Genomic DNA, 19,163 nt, shown 5'->3' on the forward strand with positions numbered 1-19,163 from the left:
TCAGGCCGTTGCCGATGCCGACGCGGTGTCGGTGGCGTGTTTGGCGAGGACCGCTTCGGTGATCGAATTCGGCATCGGAAGCGGGCGTTCGATCCGCGACACGATCGGCAGGATCACCAGGAAGTGAGCGAAATAATAGATCGCACCCAGCTGGCTGAGAATCACCCACGGCTGCTCCGCCGGCTGCATGCCGCACCAGCCAAGCAGAAGCACGTCGGCGACGAGGATCCAGAAGAAGATGCGGTACAGCGGACGATAGTTTGACGACTTGATCGGCGAGCTGTCGAGCCAAGGCAGGAAGAACAGCAGCGCGATCGAGGCAAACATCGCGATGACGCCCCACAGCTTCGCATCGATCCACAGGAAGTTGAAGGTGAAGGCCTTCAGGATCGCGTAGAAGGGCAGGAAGTACCATTCGGGGACGATATGCGCCGGGGTCGAAAGCGAGTTCGCCGGGATATAGTTATCGGCGTGGCCGAGCGTGTTCGGGCTGAAGAAGGTCAGCGCGACGAAGATCAGCAGGAAGACGCCGACCCCGAAACCGTCCTTCGCGGTGTAATAGGGGTGGAACGGCACGGTGTCCTGTTCGTCCTTCACCTCGATGCCCGTCGGGTTCGACGAACCCGGGATGTGCAACGCCCAGATATGCAGGATGATGACACCCAGGATCACGAACGGCAGCAGATAGTGCAGCGAGAAGAAGCGGTTGAGCGTGGCGTTATCGGGGACGAAGCCGCCGAGCAGCCATTCGCGCACCGGTTCGCCGACGATCGGTATCGCCGAGAAGAAGCCGGTGATCACCTGCGCGCCCCAGAAGCTCATCTGGCCCCACGGAAGCACATAGCCCATGAAGGCGGTCGCCATCATCAGGAGGAAGATCACGACGCCGAGCAGCCACACCATTTCGCGCGGCGCCTTGTACGAACCGTAATAAAGGCCGCGGAAGATGTGCAGATAAACGACGATGAAGAACATGCTCGCGCCGTTCATATGCGCATAGCGGATGAACCAGCCGGCATTCACGTCGCGCATGATATGCTCGACCGAATTGAATGCGACGCTCGCGTTCGCGGCATAATGCATCGCCAGAACGATACCGGTGATGATCTGGATCATCAGCGCGGCGCCGGCGAGGACGCCGAAGTTCCAGAAATAGTTAAGGTTGCGCGGGACCGGATAGCCGGGGCCCGTGGCATTATAGACGAGGCGCGGAATCGGCAGCTTCTCGTCCATCCACTTCATCAGCGGATGCGTCGGCTCATAGGGTTTGGCCCAGGGAAAGCTCATCTTATCTCGCTCCTCAGCCGATCGTCACGACGGTGTCGCTGTTGAATTCATAGGGCGGCACAACCAGATTCTTGGGCGCCGGCCCCTTACGGATACGCGCCGCGGTGTCATAGTGCGAACCATGGCACGGGCAGAAATAACCGCCGAAATCGCCTTTGTTCTCACCTTCCGCGGCACCGAGCGGCACACAGCCAAGGTGCGTGCAGACGCCCAGCGTGATCAGCCAGTTTTCCTTGCCGGGCTTGGTGCGCTGGTCGATCGTTTCGGGATCGCGGAGATCGCCGAGAGGCACAGCCTTGGCTTCAGCGATTTCCTTGGCAACGAGGTTGCGCACGAACACGGGCTGCTTGCGCCAGCTCGTCTTGATAGCCTGGCCGGGCTGAATCGCCGAAATGTCGATTTCGGTGGTCGACAGCGCGAGCACGTCGGCCGACGGGTTCATCTGGTTGAGCAGCGGCAGCACCACGGCAACCGCACCGACACCAGCGAAACTCACCGCCGCAATATTGATGAAATCCCGGCGGCGTACGCCATCTTCGATACCGGCGTTGAGTTCAGATTCACTGGCCATTCGACTGCCCTTGCATGGGTGAACTAACAAAAGTTCTCGAAGTTATGGCCGCCCCTGTTGCACGCGCACAAAAGCGCACAACCCGGCGGCCCCTCCGGGAATTGCGGGCCTGATAGCCGCACTGTCCGGGCTTGCCAACAGGCAATTTCTGCTTCTTTCACTGTACTAAGGCGCCGCACCGAGCCCTCTCGATTCCTCGCGGCGTCGCGGCTATGGGCCATGCATGGAAATCGCCCTGTTTCAGCCGGATATCGCGGGCAATGTCGGTACGACATTGCGCACCGCAGCCTGTTTCGGCGTACCCGCGCATATCATCGAACCTTGCGGCTTTCCCTTCTCCGACGGCGCGTTGAAGCGCGCCGGGATGGACTATGCCGTAAGGGCGAATGTACGCCGCCATGCGGACTGGGATGCCTTTCGGCAATGGAGCGCGAACGCGGGCCGTCGGATCGTGTTGCTGACCACCGCGGGCGCGACGCCCCTGCCCGCCTTCGCATTCGAGCCCGACGACGTCCTGCTACTTGGCGCCGAATCCTCGGGCGTGCCGCCCCATGTCCATGACGCGGCCGCAGCACGGGTGGCGATTCCGATGCAGGCCGGCTTTCGATCCTTGAATGTCGCGGTCGCGGCTGGCATCGCGCTCGCCGAAGCGCTCAGGCAAACGAAAGGCTTTCCCGCATGATCTCGCTCGATCCGCAGCAACAGACGGCACGAACCTGGTTCGAATCACTCCGCGACCGGATCTGCGCCGAGTTCGAGAAGATCGAATCCGAAGCCGGCAGCGATGCGCGCTTTGAATATACGCCGTGGGATCGCGAAGCCGACGGACTGGCCCCCGGCGAGGGCGGCGGCGGTGTGCGCGGCGTGATGACGGGGCGGGTTTTCGAGAAAGTCGGCGTCAATGTCTCGACCGTCGGCGGGCAGTTCGCACCCGATTTCGCCGCGTCGATCCATGGCGCGGGCGAGGATCCGAGCTTCTTCGCCACGGGAATCAGCCTGGTCGCGCATATGGCGAATCCGCATGTCCCCGCGGTGCATATGAACACGCGCTTCCTCGCGACGACAAAGCGCTGGTTCGGGGGCGGCGCGGATCTCAACCCGCCGATACCGTACCAGGAAGACACCGACGCCTTCCATGCGCGCCTGCGCGCGGCCTGCGCTCCCTTCGGCCCCGACGTTTATGAACGCTATGCCAAATGGGCCGAGGATTATTTCTTTATCCCGCATCGCGGCGTCCATCGCGGCGTCGGCGGCATCTTCTACGACCATCTCGAATGCGGCGACGACGCCGAGTTTGATCGGAATTTCCAACTGACGCAGGCAGTCGGCGACGCCTTTCTCGACATCTTCCCGCAGATCGTGCGCCGCCGGATGGGCCTGCCCTTCACCGACGCCGAGCGTGAGGCGCAGTTGATCTGGCGCGGCCGCTATGCCGAATTCAATCTCGTCTATGATCGCGGCACGCTGTTCGGGCTCAAGACCGGCGGCAATATCGATGCGATCCTGATGAGCCTTCCGCCGCTCGCCAAGTGGAACTGACGTAAAAAGGGCGCCTTCGAATTCGAAGGCGCCCCCAGAAGACCGCCGAGGCGATCAGGCAAAAACGTCAGACTGACCGTGCTCGCCAAGGGCGCGATAGATGCCTGCCGGCACGCCGACCTGCAAATAGGCGATCGGGATACTCAGCAAAAGCGCTCCAACAATGATGGCGAGGATCGAACCGCCGCTGGGCACGCCCCCTCCGGCAAACATCGACACCCCAACAACCATTCCCAAGATCAGGAAGACGACGAAGAAGGCAATGCCGAGCAGGATGAAATAACCGAAAATCTTCCACTGCGCGGCCGCGGTCATCCGCCACGATTCGCCAAGTCCGGTCAGGACGTTGAAGGTCCGCCGGTCCGCCATCACCGGCCCGGTGCAGCAAAAACGTGCCGCGAGCCAGATCAGGAACAGGAAGAACAGCAGCATGAGCAGGAGCATGATGGCGCTGCTCCCTGCACTGGGCGCGCCGCCCATAGCCAAAGGCGCGAGCGCGCTCCCAAAGACGACGAAGCCGATCAGCACCAGCACGAGCACGACAGCAATCAGGAGCAGGAACGTCGGCAGCGCCGCGACCAGCCCAAAAGCAAGCGCCGATCCCAGCGGCTCGGCGCCGTTCGAGAAACCGATACGCCAAGACGTAAAATAGCTGCCCATCTGCAGGATATAATTGACCAGGCTGATGAGCATCATCAGGCCGCCCATCGCCGCCAGTCCGCCGCCCGCGGCAAGGCTCATCGGGTCGGCCATCATTGCGCCGCCGCCAAGCGCGAATTGCAGTACCAGCGGGGCAGCGATGCCGACCCCTATAAGGGCAATCGCATGATTGGCGCCCTGCCCGGCAAAGAAACTCGTCGCATAAGACCAAGCTTGACCGATGCTAAATCGATTCATTCCTTTTCTCCCCCTGAATGACTCCCCAATTGCGACCCAAATTATGCGAATACGCCGCCGTCAGCGCGGACGGCCAACTGACGATAGATCGATGCAATCACCGCCGTATTGAGCAAGCCGAAGGCAGCCGATACAGCCGAATTAATCGCACTGCCGATCAGATGGCCGAACGTGCCCTGCACTCCGAAAAGCCCCGTGATACCTGCAGTGATCGCCGACACGACGAACAGGACAATCATGAACAGGATGACGAACAATGCGATGCGCCACCCATTGCCCCGCGTCAGATCCCAGCTGCCCTGCAGCGCCGTAAGCGGATTCTTGAGATCGCGATCGGCGAGCAGCGGATAAACGGCAGAGAATCGTCCGACGAGGTAGATCGCCGGCAGGATCAGCAACAATGCGGCGATCCCGAAGAGAAACATCTGGATCGCGAATATCGCAATCAGCGTCGGGATCATCGCAAATGCGAAGGCCAGCGCCTCGCCGACACTGGTTCCCGCGCGTGCAAGCCACAGCCGCAGGATGGCGATCGAGCCGAACGTCGAAGCGAGGGCGATGCCCAGAACCCACGGCAGTTGCTGCCGCATATCGGCGAGCATCAGCGTCATGAGTTGGTCCGGCGTTGCATCGCTAGGCGGGGCGAAGGGAACGGGGCCCAACACCGCCAGCGCCATCCCCGGCAGAAAGAGGAATATGCCCGCAAGAATGCTGGTAAACGGTAAATGGGCTTTCACAAGCGTCACCGCATCGTCCCACGCCGCACCCATGTCGAATTTTACCATTGATACCCCGTCATTTTTTCGTTCGTCGTTGCATCGAAGGTGACGATCTTGAGCGCGTCTGTCCAGCCCTGTCGGTAAAGCATGCCCTAGGTCTTGCGCATGGAGCTCTGGCGCGCCAGATAGCCGGCGCGATGAGCATGCTTCCTCCACCAGAATGGACGATCAGTTCCGGCCTTACCGACTATGATGTCGCGCTGTCCGACATGGAGGCCCGCGCCGCCGCGATCCATGCCGGAGACGCCGGGGAACGCATCTGGCTGATCGAGCATCCGCCGCTTTATACTGCGGGGACGAGCGCCGATCCGGCCGAGCTGCTGAGCCCGCAATTTCCGGTTTACGATGCCGGGCGCGGCGGACGCTATACCTATCACGGCCCCGGCCAGCGTGTCGGCTATGTCCAGTTCGACCTGACGAAACGCGGCCGCGACGTGCGCGCCTATGTCTCCGCGCTCGAAGGCTGGGTGATCGACGCGCTCGCGCTGCTCGGGGTCGAGGCGCGCCGCGCCGAAGGTCGTATCGGGATCTGGACCGACGACCTGGATGGCCGAGAGGCGAAGATCGGCGCGATCGGGGTGCGCGTGAAGCGCTGGGTGACGATGCACGGCTTCTCGCTCAACGTCGCACCCGATCTTGCGCATTTCGGTGGCATCGTGCCTTGCGGCATCGCCGAATTTCCGGTGACCAGCCTTGCGGCGCTCGGCAAGACGGCAAGCTTTGCCGACGTCGATGCCGCGCTGGTGCAAACGCTGCCCGCCTTTCTCGACAAGCTTTCGCCAAGCGATTAGGAACGCCGGATGACCCGCACCCTTCTCGCCTCGCTCTCCCTGCTTGCTCTCGCTGCCTGCGGCGGCGGCGACACCGCCGGCAAGTCAACCACCAAGCTCGACGCGGTCGAAGTCCAGCCAGGATCGGTGAGCGATTCGATGATCATCCTCGACGATGCGGTGAGCGACGGGACCGCGGTCGACAACAGCATCCCCGATGACGGCACCAAGAAGGATGCGGCGAAGACCGACGAAGCGGACGCGGCGGAAGAGCCAGCCGAGGAAGGTGCCGGGGCCGATAATCCCGATGCGGTCGATATGCCGGCTGCGAAGAAGGCGATCACCACCACCGACGCTGCCGCCAAAAAGGGCGAATAAGCTCTAGCGCAGCCCCAGATTCTTGTGCGTCTGCAGCGACAGGCGCCAGCGCGGGTCATCCATAACCAGATCGATGCACGCCTGAACATTCGCGGCGGCGTGTGGGTCGTCGAGCGGCTGGACGAGCAGATGTTCGAAATCGAGCGCCGCAAGCCACGCGACGTCGCTGCCCGGCTGCGGCCAGACAAGCTTCAGCTCGTCGCCACTCGTCTGCACCAGTTCGCTGCCGGCCTTTGGACTGACGCAGATCCAATCGATGCTGCGCGGGATCGCGAAAGTGCCGTTGCTTTCGATCGCGATGGTAAAGTCGCGCTCATGCAGCGCGTCGATAAGCGCCGCATCGACCTGGAGCATCGGCTCTCCGCCGGTCAGCACCACATAGCGGTCGTCGCCGCCCTTTCCCCAAGTTTCGGCGATGACATCGGCCAGCGCCGCCGCGCTCTTGTACTTTCCGCCGAGGCTCCCGTCGGTGCCGACGAAATCGGTGTCGCAGAATTGGCAGATCGCCTTCGCGCGGTCCTTCTCGCGTCCCGTCCACAAATTGCAGCCGGCGAAGCGGCAGAAAACCGCGCGGCGCCCTGCCTGCGCGCCCTCCCCCTGCAGCGTGAGGAAAATCTCTTTGACCGCGTAAGTCATCGGTTCAGGCGTAGCGCGTCGGATCGGCGAGCCCCGCGTCGGCGAAGCCCTTGCTGCGCAGGCGGCAACTGTCGCACGATCCGCAATGCAGCCCGTCGGGCGTTGGGTCATAGCAGGACCAGCTCATCCCTGCGTCCATGCCGAGCCGAGCCGCTTCGGCGGCGATATCGGCCTTGGTCATATGCTGGAGCGGCGCATGGATGTGGAACTCGACGCCTTTGTCGCCGTCGCGGGTTGCCAGCGCGGCGAGTTTTTCGAAGCCCTGGATGAATTCGGGGCGGCAATCGGGATAGCCCGAATAGTCGAGCGCATTGACACCGATGACGATATCCTGCGCAGCCCGCGCCTCGGCAAGCCCGAGCGTCAGCGACAGGAAGATGAGGTTGCGCGCGGGGACATAGGTGACCGGCACGTCGCCGCCCCCCTCGACTTCGGGGACGCCATCCTTTGGCACGTCGATGTCGGCGGTCAGCGCCGACCCGCCGAAGCGGCGGAGGTCGAGCGGCAGGACGATATGTTCGGCCGCCCCGACATAATCGGCGATCCGCGCGGCGGATTCCAGCTCGACGCGGTGGCGCTGGTTATAATCGATCGTGAGCGCGACGATCCGCGCGCCGGCTTCGCGTGCCAGGCCCGCACAGACCATCGAGTCGAGCCCGCCCGACAGGAGGACGATCACCGTTTTTCCGGAAACTTGCTGCATCGGCGCCAGATAGGCCCGTGGCGCGGGGGGTGCAAGGGCTGTGCCGCACCAAAAGAAATGGGCCGCGAAGCTGCTGCGACACGGCCCAGTTCGGCATCACAGCCGTTAGGGAGAAGGGCACACATCGGTATGCCACCCACTCACCCTGACACGGGATGGTTAATATTTCGTTCGATCAGCAGCCGCCGGTACGGCGTGCCTCGATCGCCTGCGAGAAGGGTTTGCCCTCGGCGATCCCTTGCGTATCGATCTGGACGAGCCGGTTCGTCTCGCTACGGATGCTTGTACGGCCATGCCCTGCACCGGGGCAGGTATAATGGACCGTCACCGAATTCGGCGTGTCCTCAATGACATAGCGCGAACAATTTGCGCGCGGATGCTGAATCTGGATCAGCCTGCGGGCGTCGCCAAGGCATACCGTCTGCAGCACGGCATCCTTGCCGCGCTCGCGTAGCTGCCAGCTTCCTTTTTCCAGCCGGTCGAGCATCGCCAGCGACGGCGCCTGCGCGGGGACCGCGCCGGCGCCCGCAAGGCCGAGCGCCATCAACGACATTCGCAACATGGGAGAGAAGATCGCCATTCCACCTATCCATTGGCCGCCCGCGAACGAGCGAATATGCGACCCCGTTCCCACTTAGCTAGCAAGCCGGGGATGCGTTTTCAACCGCTTGGCGCTGAATTTACTCGCCTCGCCGTGAAGAACGGCAGCGATTTCGTCGCTATTCCGGCCGATTGTGGGTCGCGATTTCATCCAGCGGGATCGGAAAGAAACGCGAGCAAAAGGCGCAGTCGACGACGATCCGGCCATTCTCGTCCGCCATATCGGCGCGCTCGGCCTCCGGAAATTGCGCGAGCACGCCCGCGAAATATCCGGTGCTGCACCGGCAGCCGCGCGACACCGTCACGCCGGCCTCGACGCGGACCTCGTCCTCGTGAAACAGCCGCCAAGCGAGCGTTTCCAGCGAGGTTGCAGGATCGGTAAGCTCCTCGGCCTTCAGCGTGGTGGCGATGGTCTTGGCATGTTCCCATTCGGGAGTGTCGTGCCGTACATGCAGACGGTCGCGGCCGACTTCGCCTTCGGGCAGATGCTGCAGCAACAGGCCGCCCGCGAGACACCCCGCCTCGGCGTCATGTCGCGCGGCCAGCTTGATCAGGCTCGAAATCTGTTCCGACTGCTCGAAATAATGCTCGGCGGCCTCGCCGATCGAGCTGCCTTCAAGCGGCACGATACCCTGATAGCGCTCGCCCGTGGTCGCCTGGTCGAAGGTGATCGCAAGGAAGCCTTCGCCGAACAAGGCGAACAGGGTCGGATCCGACCCGACCTCGGCAAGCCGTTCGGCATCGAATTTAAGGTAACCGCGCAGTTCGCCCGCGCGATAGTCGCAGACGAGCAGTTCGACGGGGCCGCCGCCGGTCTGCGCCTGCAGCGTCATCTGGCCGTTTTCGTCCTTCAGCGTCGAACCGAGCAGCACGGTAAGCACCAGCGCCTCCGCCAGCAGCTTTTCGGCGACCGGCGGATAATTATGCGCGCCGATGATCGTCTGAAGCGTCGGCCCCAAACGCACCAAGCGCCCGCGGACGTGCCGTTCGGCGATCGTGAACAGCAGGGGCTGGTCGAACCAGGTTTCGATGATTTCACTCACGTCTTCAAACTCACAATTTTCCGAACGCCCACAGCAGGATCGATTTCTGCGCATGGACGCGATTCTCGGCTTCATCCCATACACGCGACTGCGGGCCGTCGATCACCGCGTCGACCACCTCGTCGCCTCGGTGCGCGGGAAGGCAATGGAGGAAGATCGCATCTTCCTTGGCGCCGGTCATCAGCCGTTCGTCGACCTGATACGGCGTCATCGCCGCGATCTTATTATGCGCATGGTCCTGCCCCATCGACACCCAGGTGTCGGTGACGACAAGATCGGCGCCCGCAACGGCTTCACGCGCGTCGCGCGTGATGTCGATCCGGACGCCCTTCGCGCGCGCTGCTTCGACGAAGCCCGCCTCGGGCTCATAGCCCTGCGGCACGCCGGCGCGGACGTTGAAGCCGAAGAGGCCCGCGGCCTCGATCAGCGAACCAAGCACATTGTTTCCGTCGCCGAGCCAAGCAAGCTCGAGCCCCGGCAATGCCTTGCCGCTTTCGACGATCGTGAGCAGATCGGCAACGATCTGGCACGGGTGCGACAGGTCGGTAAGCCCGTTGATCACCGGGACGCTCGCATATTCTGCAAGCTCCTCGGCCTTCGCATGATCGTCGGTGCGGATCATGATCGCGTCGGCGTAGCGCGACAGCACGCGAGCGGTGTCGGCGATCGTCTCGCCGCGACCCAGTTGGGTGACGCCCGCGTCCATGATCATGGACGTGCCGCCGAGTTGGCGCATCGCGATATCGAAAGAGGCACGCGTGCGCGTCGAATTCTTCTCGAACACCATCGCCAGCACATGTCCCGCGAGCGGCGCGTCCGCGTCGGGCTTGCCCTTTGGCCAGCCCGCGCGCGCCGCCTTGCGATCGATCGCGTCGGCGAGCATCGCGGCGACCGCGTCCCCGCCCGCATCGGACAGGTTCAGGAAGTGCCGCATCAAACTTCGGGCGGCGTGTAGCTCGCCGCGCCCGCTGACAGTTTTTCGATGAACTCGGCGATATGGCTGTCGTCGATGTTCAGCGGCGGCAGCACGCGCACGACATTCTCGCCCGCCGCGACGGTCAGCAGCCCGTGGTTGTCGCGCAGATGCGCGACGAACGCGCGGCTGTCCGAATTGAGCTTGAGCCCGAGCATCAGCCCGACACCGCGCACGCTGTCGAACAGTTGATCGTGGTTCGGAATTAGCTGTTCAAGCGCGCCGCGAAGGCGCTCGCCGGTCGCCTTGACCTGATCGAGGAAGCCCTCTTCGAGCACGACGTCAAGCACCGCCTGCCCCGCCGCACAGGCGAGCGGGTTACCGCCATAGGTCGATCCATGCGTGCCGATGACCATACCGCGCGCCGCTTTCTCGGTCGCCAGGCATGCGCCCATCGGGAAGCCACCGCCGATACCCTTGGCGCTCGCCATGATGTCGGGGGTCACGCCGAAATGTTCATAGGCGTAGAGATGCCCGGTACGCGCAACGCCGCACTGCACTTCGTCGAACACGAGCATCAGGTCGCGCTTGTCGCAGATGTCGCGCAGCGCCTGCAGGAAAGGCTGCGAAGCCGGGCGAATGCCACCTTCGCCCTGGATCGGCTCGACCAGGAAGCCTGCCGTATTGTCGTCGACCAGATCGAGGGCGGCGTTGATGTCGTCGAACGGAGCATAGGCAAAGCCCGGCAGCAGCGGGTCGAAACCCTTGCGCAGCTTTTCCTGATTGGTCGCCGAGATCGTGCCGAGCGTGCGGCCGTGAAAGGCGTTGTTGAAGGTGATCAGCGTGTGTTTTTCGGCGTTCCCCGCGCTGGAATGATAAGCGCGCGCCGTCTTGATCGAACATTCGACCGCTTCGGCACCAGAGTTGGTCAGGAACACCGTGTCGGCAAACGTGTTCTCGACCAGACGCGCGGCATAGGCCTCGCCCTGCGGGCTGCCGTAGAGGTTCGACACATGCATCAGGGTCGCGGCCTGATCCTGGATCGCCTTGGTCAGGTGCGGGTGGCCGTGGCCGAGCAGGTTGACCGCGATGCCGCTGGCGAAGTCGAGATAGCGCTCGCCTCGTTCGCCGATCAGATAGGCGCCTTCGCCGCGAACCGGACGCACACCGCACCGGGGGTATACGGGCATCAGCGGCGTGATCGTCATGGCAGGCACCTTTCATTCAAAAGTAAAAAAGGCGACCCCAAAACGGGCCGCCCTTGGTCGGACCGCCCCTATACTGCCGCAGCCGGAGCCGCGTCAACACAGGGGGTGGCCCAATCCTTCCCATGGCCATGCCAAAGGGAGGATCGTTAGATTGACTTGCCCGCCTCCATAGCGAGCGCGACCGAATGTTTGCGCGCGTCATGGTCGTACATGGACGAGGCGACAATGATCTCATCGACGCCGGTGCGCGCCTGGAACGCCTTAAGGCCGGCCGCTACGTCGTCGACCGTTCCGACCGCCGAACATTGCAGGACATGGTCAAGGATCGCGCGCGCGTTCGGCGGGAGGCTGTCCTTGTAGCCAGCAAGCGGCGGCTTCATCTTGCCCGGATTGCCGGTACGCAGCGCAACGAAGGCTTGTTGCTGCGACGAGGCCAGCAGTTCGGCTTGTTCGCGCGTGTCGGCGGCGAAGACGTTGAAAGCGGCGGCCGCATAAGGCTGCGCCAATTGTTCGGACGGCTTGAACTGGCGGCGATAGATATCGAGCGCTTCATCCAGAGCGTCGGGCGCGAAATGGCTGGCGAAGGCATAAGGCAGCCCGAGCATCGCCGCAAGCTGTGCGCCGAACAGGCTGGAACCGAGGATCCAGAGCGGCACATTCGTCCCCTCACCCGGCACCGCGCGGATGCCGAGGCGGTCGTCGCCTGCCAGGAACGCTTGCAGCTCGACGACATCCTGCGGGAACTGCCTTTCGTCGCTCGCAAGGTTGCGGCGGAGCGCACGCGCGACGATGCCGTCCGAGCCGGGCGCACGACCAAGGCCGAGATCGACGCGGCCGGGGAACAACGCTTCGAGCGTGCCGAATTGTTCGGCGATCACCATCGGGGCGTGGTTCGGCAGCATGATACCGCCCGCGCCGATGCGGATCGTCGAAGTCGCCTGACCGATATGCGCGAGCACGACCGAGGTCGCGGCGCTCGCAATCCCCGCCATGCCATGATGCTCTGCAACCCAATAGCGTTCGTAACCGAGCGCCTCGGCATGGCGAGCGAGATCGGCGGCGTTCGCGAGCGACTGGGAAATTGTGCCGGTGTCGGTGACGGGCACAAGGTCGAGGAAAGAGAGTTTCGTCATGAAACTGATATGCGGTGCGGGTCGTCGCGGTTCAAGCGCAGCGGTTCGCGGGCGGTACGAAGAAAAACTATGCGCGCTCGTCCTTTGGCGAGTCCATCAGCACATAGGTGGTGATCGAATGCACCTGCGGCAGCACGCCGAGCACCTCGGTATGAAAATGCTTGTATGTCGCCAGGTCGTCGGTCTCGACGCGCAACAGATATTCGATCGTGCCGGTGATATTGTGACATTCGCGCACCTCGGGCGCGAGCGCCATCGCCGCCTCGAAATCGGACTGCGACTGTTTGGTGTGCGATGACAGACCGACGGTCACATAGGCGATGAAGGTCAGTCCGAGCTTCGCGGGGTCGATCACCGCGCGATAGCCCTTGATGACCCCGCTGCGCTCCAATTCTTGGACGCGCCGCAGACAGGCAGACGGCGACAGCCCGACGCGTTCGGCAAGTTCGAGATTCGAGATTCGTCCGTCGCTCGACAATTCGCGCAATATATTGCGGCCAATGGCATCAATCTTGGTCATAGATTGCATAATCTATCGCAATGCGCCCCATCTTTGCAATCCGTCGCGCATCGAAACGCATTATGTTGCGCCCTATGGATCAAACCGCTCTCGTCGCGCTCTCCGCCTTCGCTCTCGTCTCGTCGATCACGCCGGGGCCGAACAACATGATGCTGATGGCGTCGGGCGCCAATTTCGGCCTCCGCCGTACTGTCCCGCACGCGCTCGGCGTCGGTTTCGGATTCACGCTTATGATCGTCCTTGTCGGGGTCGGGCTGATGGGGTTGTTCGATCTGTTCCCGATCCTCAATACGGTGCTCAAGGTGGTGAGCGTCGCCTATCTGCTGTGGCTTGCGTGGAAGATCGCCAATGCGGCGGCGCCCGACACCGAAAGCGGCGGACGCGCCAAGCCGATGACCTTCTTTCAGGCGATTCTCTTTCAGTGGGTCAATCCCAAGGCCTGGTCGATGGCGCTGACGGCGATCGCGCTCTACGCTCCCGACCGCAATCTTGGGGCGGTGCTGCTCGTTGCGATCGTGTTCGGGATCATCAACCTGCCCTCGACCAGCCTGTGGGCGGTGATGGGCCAGGTACTGCGAGGCTGGCTGTCCAGCCCGGCGCGGCTGCGGGCGTTCAACTGGACGATGGCGGCGCTGCTCGCCGGATCTCTCGCGCTATTGATCTGACCCGATTGCAAGGTTGCATCGCGCAACCTATGGACGGCGCTCCCCTCTTCTGACCGGAGAACAAGAGCATGCAGAGTCGTCGTCTCGGCAAGAGCGCCATCCATGTGTCCGACATCTGCATGGGGACGATGACCTTCGGCAGCCAGACCGAAGAGGCCGAGGCATTCCGTATCCTCGACCGCTGCTTCGACGCCGGGATCAATTTCTACGACACCGCCGAGGGCTATCCGGTGCCGCCCGACATCAAATGGGTGGGCCGCACCGAGGAAATCGTCGGCCGCTGGATGAAGACCAAGCCGCGCGACGCGATCATCCTTGCGACCAAGGTATCGGGACCCAGCCATGTGTGGTTCAAGTCGCCGTGCCGCAACGGCATGACCGCGCTCGACCGCAAGAACATCTTCCAGGCGGTCGACGACAGCCTGACGCGGCTCCAGACCGACTATATCGACCTCTATCAGACGCACTGGCCCGACCATGATGCGCCTTATGACGAGATGATGGACGCGCTCGACGAACTCGTCCGCGTCGGCAAGGTCCGCATCCTCGGCTGTTCGAACGAGACGAGCTGGGGATTGATGAAGTCGCTGGCGGCGTCGGAACGCCTTGGCGCCGCGCGCTATCACACGATCCAGAATAATTTCAGCCTCAACAACCGCCGCTTCGAGGATGAGCTGGCGCAGGTGTGCCGGCAGGAAGGCGTCAGCCTGATCCCCTATTCGCCGCTCGCAGGCGGCGTCCTCTCGGGCAAATATCAGGACGGGGCCCGCCCCGAGGGTGCGCGCTTCTCGCGCTATCTGGGCATGGAGGGACGGCAGGCCGCGATGGGCCGCCGTTTCGTCAACGAAAAGAGCCTCGCGGCGACAGCGCATTACCTCCAGATCGCCGAAGAGGCGGGGCTGCATCCGGTGACGATGGCGACCGCCTGGTCGAAACAGCATGATTTCGTGGCTTCGACGATCGTCGGCGTGAGCGCCTATGATCAGGTCGATCCGATCCTCGACGCAATGGAACTGGTGCTCGCGGACGATGTGATGAAGGCGCTGCACAAGGTCAGCAAGGACATCCTCTACCCGATGGGCTGAACCGACGGCCATTCGAGGCTTAACGCACCGCCAACCGGCAGCGCGCGCCATGCCTTCGAAAGCCGGTCGAACGCCTCGAACACGTGCGGCCGCGCAGCGTCGATCCGCGCGCGTTCGTCGGCGCTGAGCGAGCCGCGCGTACGCTCGGCCTCGCCCAGCGCAGCGCGCTGCGCCGCGGTGTCGGGACGCGAGCGGCTACGCCATGCGATGTCGAAGAGGAAGGCGGCGAGTTCGGACAATTCGCCCTCGCGGCCCTGGCTTTTGATCAGCTTTGCGCCCTTGGCGACCTGTTTGCGCGCCGCGCGCTGGCGTTCCTTTGCCGACAGCGCGCCGCCTGCCTCGACATGGAAGGAGCCCGCATCGCCGCCCGCCGCGATCTGACCGAAGACGCCGGTCTTGAGCCCCAGCGCCGCCTCGACCACAAAATGCACCATGTCGTGCGGCAGGTCGGGGTCGAAGCCGGGCGCCGGGTCCATCACCAGCACCGGCGCATCGGCACGCTCGATCCGCATGGAGTAGCGGCGATCGCCCGATCGGATGAAATGGACTTTCATGGGCCCCGCCTATAGGCTTCGCAGCGGTTCCACCAAAAGGATTTGCGATGACTTCTGTCCGCCGTGCGTTTTTCGCCCTCGCTGCTTTTTCCGCCATCATCGGGACCGCGCACGCCGCGAACCCGGTGATGTTCCGCGATGCGGGCTGCGGATGCTGCCTCAAATGGCTCGAGCAGGTGAAGGCCTCGTTCGGACAAAAGGCGGTCGTGGTGAACTCGCCCGACATGAATGCGGTCAAGGACAAGCAGGGCGTGCCGCAGGCGCTGCGCAGTTGCCATACCGTGCTGGTCGGCGGCTATGTCATCGAGGGGCATGTGCCCGCGAAGGACATCGCGCGCCTGCTCCGCGAAAAGCCCAAGGGCGTAAAGGGCCTTGCGGTCGCCGGCATGCCGATGGGATCGCCCGGCATGGAGCATGGCGACCATCGCGAAGCCTATAAGGTCATGACCTTCGGCCCTGCAGGCCAGCGCGTCTTTGCAAGCTACGCCGCCAGCGGCGGCGCGCACGCGCACTGAGCGCGTTGCCGCAAATCAGGCCAGCTCGGCCTTGAACAGCTCGAGCATCCGGCTCCATGCCTTTTCAGCGGCCGCTTCGTTATAGGCGCGGCCGTCGGGCGGGCACCAGCCGTGCATCGCGCCTTCATAGACTTCGACTTCATGCCACTGTTTGCGCGGCGCGAGCACGGCGTTCAGCAAGACCTTCTCGTTCGGCGTTTCCTTGTCGTCATTGTCGGCGATCGCGAACAGATAGCCAGCGTTGGTTTTCGGGATCAGCAGGTGCGGGCTGTCGGGCTTGTCGGTACCGACACCGCCACCGTGAAAGCTTGCCGCCGCACCGACGCGGTCAGGTTTCAGCGCCGCCGTATAGATCGTCATCGCGCCGCCCATACAATAGCCGGTGGTGCCGATCTTGCGCTTCGTATCGACTTCCTTCTGCGTGTCGAGAAAAGCGAGATGCGCCTTCGCGTCGGTCTCGACGATCGGGCGCGTCAGTTGCTTGAGATAACCGAACAGCTTTTCGCGGATCGCAGGGTCGCTAAAGTCGTTGGCGGCATCGACCACCGGCGACTTCTGCCAGCGGTAAAAGGGGTTCACGGTCAGCACGGCATAGCCTTCGGCTGCAAGCCGGTCGGCCATCTGCCGGAATGCAGGGCGAAGTCCGCGGATATCGGGCCACACCAGCACGGCGGGATGCTTACCCTCTGCCGGAGCGACGAAATAGGCATCGCAGGTACCGTCGTCGGTCTTGATCGTGACATCGCGGCCCTTGACCGGCTTGCCCGCGATTGCCCGCGCGGGCAACGCCGCGGCCAACGCGCCCGCACCTGCAAGCACTGTGAAGCTGCGCCGTCCAACGGACATGCCGGCACGATCAAGATCGGCTTCGGTGTTCTCGGTGCACATGTGTCTCTCCTCGCTGGGCGTTTTGAAAAGTCGCTGAAAACTGCGCAACTTCACTCGGGATTCGATTGTCGCGCCGTCATCGGGATGCGAACGAATGGCAAAGCTAATCCAGCACCATTTTATAGGACAGCGATTTTTGGGCAGCCCCCTGTCGCGGCAATAGCGTATTTAGAAGATGAGAGACGCCACCTCGTCAAATGTCAGCGCGACATGATGCACGCCGACCTCGCGCAGCATCTCACCATGCCCCGCGCGGTCGACGATATGGCCCGCGCCGCAGAAACCGACCACGGCCATTCCCGCGGCAATTGCCGCCCGCGCCCCCGTCGGCGAATCCTCGATGGCGAGGCATCCCGCGGGGTCGACGCCAAGACCCTTCGCGGCGGCGAGATAGATGTCAGGAAACGGCTTGCCTCGATCCCAGCCGTCGGCGCTGTAGACATGCTCCCCGAAATGATGGCCGAGCCCGAATAGGCCGAGTGCCCAGCCGATATATTCGGCGCGGCTCGACGAAGCGATCGCGCGCGGTAGCGGCCCCAGCGCGTCGAGAAATACAGCGACGCCGGGCACGGCATCGAAGCCCTCCATATAGCGCGCCCGCGCCCGCTCGCGGTGGGTCTCGCGAAAATCGGCGGGTAGTGCGCGGCCATAGCGCGCGACGATGCGCCGTTCGGTTTCCTGCCAATTATGGCCATAATAATCGCGCAGGCACTCGTCATAGGTCGCGGGCATGCCCGCGGCGGTCAGGCTTTCGGCAAGCGACAGGTTCGCGCGCACTTCGCTGTCGGCGACGACGCCATCGAAATCGAAAATGATCGCGGCAGGCGTCATGCGAATCTCACAATCTTCATACTTGGTGCCTAGGCGTTTCACGATCAGGAGACAGCATCATGAAATTCATTTCCTTGAACTCGCGCGGCGGCAATTATCTGGTCGTCGCCGAAAATGTCGCCTGGCTCCGCGATTATGAGAACGGCCAGACGCAGGTCGGGATGGTCGGCGGCGCACCGCTGCTGGTTTCGGGCAAGATCGAGGAGATCGCAGCGTCGATCCTTGCCCAGGCCAACGCGACGGAGTGACCGCGACTATTTCAGCGCATCACCTCATGCTCGCGCGCATAGCTCCATGGCCCCTCGCCGGACCAGCCGCGACCGTCGGGGAAGCTAAGCTTTAACCCGCTGAGCTGCGCCGGGTCGAAAAGGCGCATGTTCACGCCCATCATGTCGACCTCTCCGCCCATCCGTTCGATCAGTCCCTCGGTTGCCGACCAGTGCGTCGTACAGCCACAAGTCGCGCAAAAATGCAGGTCCGAATTGGGGTTTTCGCGGTCGGCGCGATTATAGGTGCGCGTCGCACCCTCGATCACGACGTCGCGCGGCGACATATAGCTCCAGAGGATGCCGTGCGAGAAGCAGAGCGAGCAATTGCACTCGGCGATTTCCTCGGGCGCCTTGGCAAGCCGCACCGAGACGGCGCCGCAGTGGCAGGTGGTGTTCCAGCTCATTTCGCCTGCACTCTATAATCCATATTTATCATTCCTTGTGACCAGCTCCAGTCCCGTCTCGACCAGCGTGCCGGCATCGACGGCATCGCGCGAGACTGGATAGAATTCGGAGACGCGAAAGGCCGCGCCGATCGCCATCAATTCCAGTTCCTTCGCCCCCAGAATTGCGTCGCGCACCTGCAGGAAATGCCGATGCATGTACGATGGGCCGTTTGCCATGAGCGTCGAATCGTCAACGGGCGCGCCGTCGCTCACGACTAGAAGGATGCGTCGCCGTTCGAGGCGGCTCTTTAGCTGATTGACGCCCCATTCCAGGGCCTCTCCGTCGACATTTTCGCGCAGGACATCGGGGTTCAGCATTTGCCGCCAGTCGTCCGGATCGAGCGCCGCATTGTCGAACGGCTGGTACAAGATATGAAGCAAGGCGCATAGGCGCCCGGGTCTGGACGGCTTTCCATCGCGCAGCCATTTGCGCCGCGTAAAACCACCATGCCAGCCAGCGGTCGAATAGCCGGCAACCGCGACACTTGCGCCGCGCCTTCCCAGCTCCTCCGATAGGCGCCGAACCCCCGCGGCAACCCACGCCATCGGTTCGCCACGCATCGAACCCGATTGATCGACCATGAGTAGCACAGCGGTACTGGAAAGTTCGCCGTCTTCATGAGTTTCCAGCGCCCCCAAATCTCCGAGCCGGTCATAATTGTGTTCTGCGCGATCGATCTGGAGACGCCACTTCCGATCATCCTTTTCGAGATATCCCTTTTCGCCGTCGGGGCTGATCTCCGGCAAGCTTGTCGGTACAGCGGCAGCAGAGAGGGTACGGTCGAATTCGCGCGTATATGCTCGATAAAGCTCGTTTTCCGGGCCATCTTCCACCTGTTGCGGCGTGCGGCGATGGAAACCGACCGTCAGCGCGGCGATCAGCGCAACCATGGCCAGCGCGATACCGATATCGACCAATCCGGGCGTCATACC

At 63.1% G+C, this 19,163-nt stretch carries 25 protein-coding genes; 8 read left to right on the forward strand and 17 right to left on the reverse strand.

Translation table 11 applies throughout. The features are described 5' to 3' along the window. Together KEC45_RS09560 and petA are read right to left on the reverse strand one after the other, a co-directional pair. Window positions 1-1,287, reverse strand: coding sequence for a cytochrome b/b6 (locus tag KEC45_RS09560; protein ID WP_062180102.1), 1,287 nt, complete (start codon window positions 1,285-1,287; stop codon window positions 1-3). 13 nt (window positions 1,288-1,300) lie between these two features. Continuing rightward, the gene (gene petA, locus KEC45_RS09565) at window positions 1,301-1,858 is read right to left on the reverse strand and encodes a ubiquinol-cytochrome c reductase iron-sulfur subunit (RefSeq protein ID WP_056374353.1); all 558 of its coding nucleotides are present in this window, start codon (window positions 1,856-1,858) and stop codon (window positions 1,301-1,303) included. Window positions 1,859-2,081: 223 nt separating this feature from the next. Here petA and KEC45_RS09570 point away from each other — a divergent pair, with 223 nt between their 5' ends. Both KEC45_RS09570 and hemF read left to right on the forward strand, forming a co-directional pair. Continuing rightward, on the forward strand, window positions 2,082-2,540 hold the full coding sequence (locus KEC45_RS09570; protein WP_062180099.1) for a tRNA (cytidine(34)-2'-O)-methyltransferase: 459 nt from the start codon (window positions 2,082-2,084) through the stop codon (window positions 2,538-2,540). Beyond that, window positions 2,537-3,397, forward strand: coding sequence for an oxygen-dependent coproporphyrinogen oxidase (hemF, locus tag KEC45_RS09575; RefSeq protein WP_062180096.1), 861 nt, complete (start codon window positions 2,537-2,539; stop codon window positions 3,395-3,397). Before KEC45_RS09570 ends, hemF begins: the two co-directional genes overlap by 4 nt. Before the next feature lie 54 nt (window positions 3,398-3,451). Here the strand turns inward: hemF and KEC45_RS09580 are convergent, their stop codons facing one another. Next, window positions 3,452-4,294, reverse strand: a complete 843-nt coding sequence (locus KEC45_RS09580) for a glycerophosphoryl diester phosphodiesterase membrane domain-containing protein (protein ID WP_252171985.1) — start codon at window positions 4,292-4,294, stop codon at window positions 3,452-3,454. A gap of 41 nt (window positions 4,295-4,335) precedes the next feature. After that, window positions 4,336-5,079, reverse strand: coding sequence for a hypothetical protein (locus tag KEC45_RS09585; RefSeq protein ID WP_252171986.1), 744 nt, complete (start codon window positions 5,077-5,079; stop codon window positions 4,336-4,338). A gap of 131 nt (window positions 5,080-5,210) precedes the next feature. On the opposite strand from KEC45_RS09585, the gene lipB reads away from it, so the two are divergent. Both lipB and KEC45_RS09595 read left to right on the forward strand, forming a co-directional pair. Next, window positions 5,211-5,864 (forward strand): lipoyl(octanoyl) transferase LipB, encoded by a 654-nt coding sequence (gene lipB / locus KEC45_RS09590; RefSeq protein ID WP_062180093.1) that lies wholly within the window; start codon window positions 5,211-5,213, stop codon window positions 5,862-5,864. 9 nt (window positions 5,865-5,873) lie between these two features. After that, window positions 5,874-6,221 carry a hypothetical protein gene (locus tag KEC45_RS09595; protein WP_062180091.1) on the forward strand — a complete coding sequence of 116 codons (348 nt, stop codon included), beginning with the start codon at window positions 5,874-5,876 and terminating at the stop codon, window positions 6,219-6,221. A 3-nt stretch (window positions 6,222-6,224) separates the two neighbouring features. Here the strand turns inward: KEC45_RS09595 and queE are convergent, their stop codons facing one another. The 8 genes from queE to KEC45_RS09635 all read right to left on the reverse strand — a co-directional run bounded on the left by queE (window position 6,225) and on the right by KEC45_RS09635 (window position 12,977). Next, window positions 6,225-6,857: a 7-carboxy-7-deazaguanine synthase gene (gene queE, locus KEC45_RS09600; RefSeq protein ID WP_062180089.1), complete on the reverse strand. Its 633-nt coding sequence runs from the start codon at window positions 6,855-6,857 to the stop codon at window positions 6,225-6,227. A gap of 4 nt (window positions 6,858-6,861) precedes the next feature. After that, window positions 6,862-7,560 (reverse strand): 7-cyano-7-deazaguanine synthase QueC, encoded by a 699-nt coding sequence (gene queC / locus KEC45_RS09605; protein ID WP_062180086.1) that lies wholly within the window; start codon window positions 7,558-7,560, stop codon window positions 6,862-6,864. A 175-nt stretch (window positions 7,561-7,735) separates the two neighbouring features. After that, window positions 7,736-8,140, reverse strand: coding sequence for a hypothetical protein (locus KEC45_RS09610; protein WP_083435758.1), 405 nt, complete (start codon window positions 8,138-8,140; stop codon window positions 7,736-7,738). Between the two features lie 139 nt (window positions 8,141-8,279). Then, entirely contained in the window at window positions 8,280-9,203 is a 924-nt protein-coding gene (locus tag KEC45_RS09615) for an Hsp33 family molecular chaperone HslO (RefSeq protein ID WP_238586627.1), read from the reverse strand. A gap of 10 nt (window positions 9,204-9,213) precedes the next feature. Then, complete coding sequence (gene argF, locus KEC45_RS09620; protein ID WP_062180079.1) at window positions 9,214-10,140, reverse strand: ornithine carbamoyltransferase; 927 nt, start codon at window positions 10,138-10,140, stop codon at window positions 9,214-9,216. Further along, window positions 10,137-11,324: an aspartate aminotransferase family protein gene (locus KEC45_RS09625; RefSeq protein WP_062180076.1), complete on the reverse strand. Its 1,188-nt coding sequence runs from the start codon at window positions 11,322-11,324 to the stop codon at window positions 10,137-10,139. Before KEC45_RS09625 ends, argF begins: the two co-directional genes overlap by 4 nt. A gap of 146 nt (window positions 11,325-11,470) precedes the next feature. After that, window positions 11,471-12,457 carry an LLM class flavin-dependent oxidoreductase gene (locus tag KEC45_RS09630; RefSeq protein ID WP_193749135.1) on the reverse strand — a complete coding sequence of 329 codons (987 nt, stop codon included), beginning with the start codon at window positions 12,455-12,457 and terminating at the stop codon, window positions 11,471-11,473. Window positions 12,458-12,524: 67 nt separating this feature from the next. Next, the gene (locus tag KEC45_RS09635; protein ID WP_062180070.1) at window positions 12,525-12,977 is read right to left on the reverse strand and encodes an Lrp/AsnC family transcriptional regulator; all 453 of its coding nucleotides are present in this window, start codon (window positions 12,975-12,977) and stop codon (window positions 12,525-12,527) included. A 74-nt stretch (window positions 12,978-13,051) separates the two neighbouring features. Here KEC45_RS09635 and KEC45_RS09640 point away from each other — a divergent pair, with 74 nt between their 5' ends. Both KEC45_RS09640 and KEC45_RS09645 read left to right on the forward strand, forming a co-directional pair. Next, the gene (locus KEC45_RS09640; RefSeq protein ID WP_062180068.1) at window positions 13,052-13,642 is read left to right on the forward strand and encodes a LysE family translocator; all 591 of its coding nucleotides are present in this window, start codon (window positions 13,052-13,054) and stop codon (window positions 13,640-13,642) included. 68 nt (window positions 13,643-13,710) lie between these two features. After that, complete coding sequence (locus tag KEC45_RS09645; protein WP_062180065.1) at window positions 13,711-14,727, forward strand: aldo/keto reductase; 1,017 nt, start codon at window positions 13,711-13,713, stop codon at window positions 14,725-14,727. Here KEC45_RS09645 and KEC45_RS09650 read toward each other — a convergent pair. Beyond that, window positions 14,712-15,281, reverse strand: coding sequence for a hypothetical protein (locus KEC45_RS09650; protein ID WP_062180063.1), 570 nt, complete (start codon window positions 15,279-15,281; stop codon window positions 14,712-14,714). The two genes, KEC45_RS09645 and KEC45_RS09650, sit on opposite strands and share 16 nt — an antisense overlap. A 47-nt stretch (window positions 15,282-15,328) precedes the next feature. Between KEC45_RS09650 and KEC45_RS09655 the strand changes: the two genes are divergently transcribed. After that, window positions 15,329-15,796 carry a DUF411 domain-containing protein gene (locus tag KEC45_RS09655; RefSeq protein WP_062180060.1) on the forward strand — a complete coding sequence of 156 codons (468 nt, stop codon included), beginning with the start codon at window positions 15,329-15,331 and terminating at the stop codon, window positions 15,794-15,796. 15 nt (window positions 15,797-15,811) lie between these two features. Here KEC45_RS09655 and KEC45_RS09660 read toward each other — a convergent pair whose 3' ends face one another. Then, window positions 15,812-16,684, reverse strand: a complete 873-nt coding sequence (locus KEC45_RS09660; RefSeq protein ID WP_062180057.1) for a dienelactone hydrolase family protein — start codon at window positions 16,682-16,684, stop codon at window positions 15,812-15,814. A gap of 168 nt (window positions 16,685-16,852) precedes the next feature. Beyond that, window positions 16,853-17,515 (reverse strand): HAD family phosphatase, encoded by a 663-nt coding sequence (locus KEC45_RS09665; protein ID WP_062180054.1) that lies wholly within the window; start codon window positions 17,513-17,515, stop codon window positions 16,853-16,855. 59 nt (window positions 17,516-17,574) lie between these two features. On the opposite strand from KEC45_RS09665, the gene KEC45_RS09670 reads away from it, so the two are divergent. Continuing rightward, the gene (locus KEC45_RS09670) at window positions 17,575-17,763 is read left to right on the forward strand and encodes a hypothetical protein (RefSeq protein WP_062180051.1); all 189 of its coding nucleotides are present in this window, start codon (window positions 17,575-17,577) and stop codon (window positions 17,761-17,763) included. Between the two features lie 11 nt (window positions 17,764-17,774). On the opposite strand, the gene KEC45_RS09675 is transcribed toward KEC45_RS09670, so the two are convergent. After that, on the reverse strand, window positions 17,775-18,188 hold the full coding sequence (locus KEC45_RS09675; protein ID WP_062180048.1) for a GFA family protein: 414 nt from the start codon (window positions 18,186-18,188) through the stop codon (window positions 17,775-17,777). A gap of 12 nt (window positions 18,189-18,200) precedes the next feature. Next, window positions 18,201-19,148, reverse strand: coding sequence for a hypothetical protein (locus tag KEC45_RS09680; protein ID WP_252171987.1), 948 nt, complete (start codon window positions 19,146-19,148; stop codon window positions 18,201-18,203). Between the last annotated feature and the right edge of the window lie 15 nt (window positions 19,149-19,163).

This window comes from Sphingopyxis sp. USTB-05, assembly GCF_023822045.1.
Taxonomy (GTDB): Bacteria; Pseudomonadota; Alphaproteobacteria; order Sphingomonadales; family Sphingomonadaceae; genus Sphingopyxis.

What these genes read in the sequence shown, in the direction of transcription:
- KEC45_RS09675 (WP_062180048.1), bottom strand. Translation starts at nt 18,188, where the DNA reads ATGAGCTGGAACACCACCTGCCACTGCGGCGCCGTCTCGGTGCGGCTT.
- KEC45_RS09645 (WP_062180065.1), top strand. Translation starts at nt 13,711, where the DNA reads ATGCAGAGTCGTCGTCTCGGCAAGAGCGCCATCCATGTGTCCGACATC.
- KEC45_RS09630 (WP_193749135.1), bottom strand. Translation starts at nt 12,457, where the DNA reads ATGACGAAACTCTCTTTCCTCGACCTTGTGCCCGTCACCGACACCGGC.
- hemF (WP_062180096.1), top strand. Translation starts at nt 2,537, where the DNA reads ATGATCTCGCTCGATCCGCAGCAACAGACGGCACGAACCTGGTTCGAA.
- queC (WP_062180086.1), bottom strand. Translation starts at nt 7,560, where the DNA reads ATGCAGCAAGTTTCCGGAAAAACGGTGATCGTCCTCCTGTCGGGCGGG.
- KEC45_RS09650 (WP_062180063.1), bottom strand. Translation starts at nt 15,281, where the DNA reads ATGAAAGTCCATTTCATCCGATCGGGCGATCGCCGCTACTCCATGCGG.
- KEC45_RS09670 (WP_062180051.1), top strand. Translation starts at nt 17,575, where the DNA reads ATGAAATTCATTTCCTTGAACTCGCGCGGCGGCAATTATCTGGTCGTC.
- KEC45_RS09635 (WP_062180070.1), bottom strand. Translation starts at nt 12,977, where the DNA reads ATGACCAAGATTGATGCCATTGGCCGCAATATATTGCGCGAATTGTCG.
- KEC45_RS09665 (WP_062180054.1), bottom strand. Translation starts at nt 17,515, where the DNA reads ATGACGCCTGCCGCGATCATTTTCGATTTCGATGGCGTCGTCGCCGAC.
- KEC45_RS09595 (WP_062180091.1), top strand. Translation starts at nt 5,874, where the DNA reads ATGACCCGCACCCTTCTCGCCTCGCTCTCCCTGCTTGCTCTCGCTGCC.
- KEC45_RS09660 (WP_062180057.1), bottom strand. Translation starts at nt 16,684, where the DNA reads ATGTGCACCGAGAACACCGAAGCCGATCTTGATCGTGCCGGCATGTCC.
- KEC45_RS09570 (WP_062180099.1), top strand. Translation starts at nt 2,082, where the DNA reads ATGGAAATCGCCCTGTTTCAGCCGGATATCGCGGGCAATGTCGGTACG.
- KEC45_RS09625 (WP_062180076.1), bottom strand. Translation starts at nt 11,324, where the DNA reads ATGACGATCACGCCGCTGATGCCCGTATACCCCCGGTGCGGTGTGCGT.
- KEC45_RS09580 (WP_252171985.1), bottom strand. Translation starts at nt 4,294, where the DNA reads ATGAATCGATTTAGCATCGGTCAAGCTTGGTCTTATGCGACGAGTTTC.
- queE (WP_062180089.1), bottom strand. Translation starts at nt 6,857, where the DNA reads ATGACTTACGCGGTCAAAGAGATTTTCCTCACGCTGCAGGGGGAGGGC.
- lipB (WP_062180093.1), top strand. Translation starts at nt 5,211, where the DNA reads ATGAGCATGCTTCCTCCACCAGAATGGACGATCAGTTCCGGCCTTACC.
- petA (WP_056374353.1), bottom strand. Translation starts at nt 1,858, where the DNA reads ATGGCCAGTGAATCTGAACTCAACGCCGGTATCGAAGATGGCGTACGC.
- KEC45_RS09585 (WP_252171986.1), bottom strand. Translation starts at nt 5,079, where the DNA reads ATGGTAAAATTCGACATGGGTGCGGCGTGGGACGATGCGGTGACGCTT.
- KEC45_RS09655 (WP_062180060.1), top strand. Translation starts at nt 15,329, where the DNA reads ATGACTTCTGTCCGCCGTGCGTTTTTCGCCCTCGCTGCTTTTTCCGCC.
- KEC45_RS09610 (WP_083435758.1), bottom strand. Translation starts at nt 8,140, where the DNA reads ATGGCGATCTTCTCTCCCATGTTGCGAATGTCGTTGATGGCGCTCGGC.
- KEC45_RS09640 (WP_062180068.1), top strand. Translation starts at nt 13,052, where the DNA reads ATGGATCAAACCGCTCTCGTCGCGCTCTCCGCCTTCGCTCTCGTCTCG.
- KEC45_RS09560 (WP_062180102.1), bottom strand. Translation starts at nt 1,287, where the DNA reads ATGAGCTTTCCCTGGGCCAAACCCTATGAGCCGACGCATCCGCTGATG.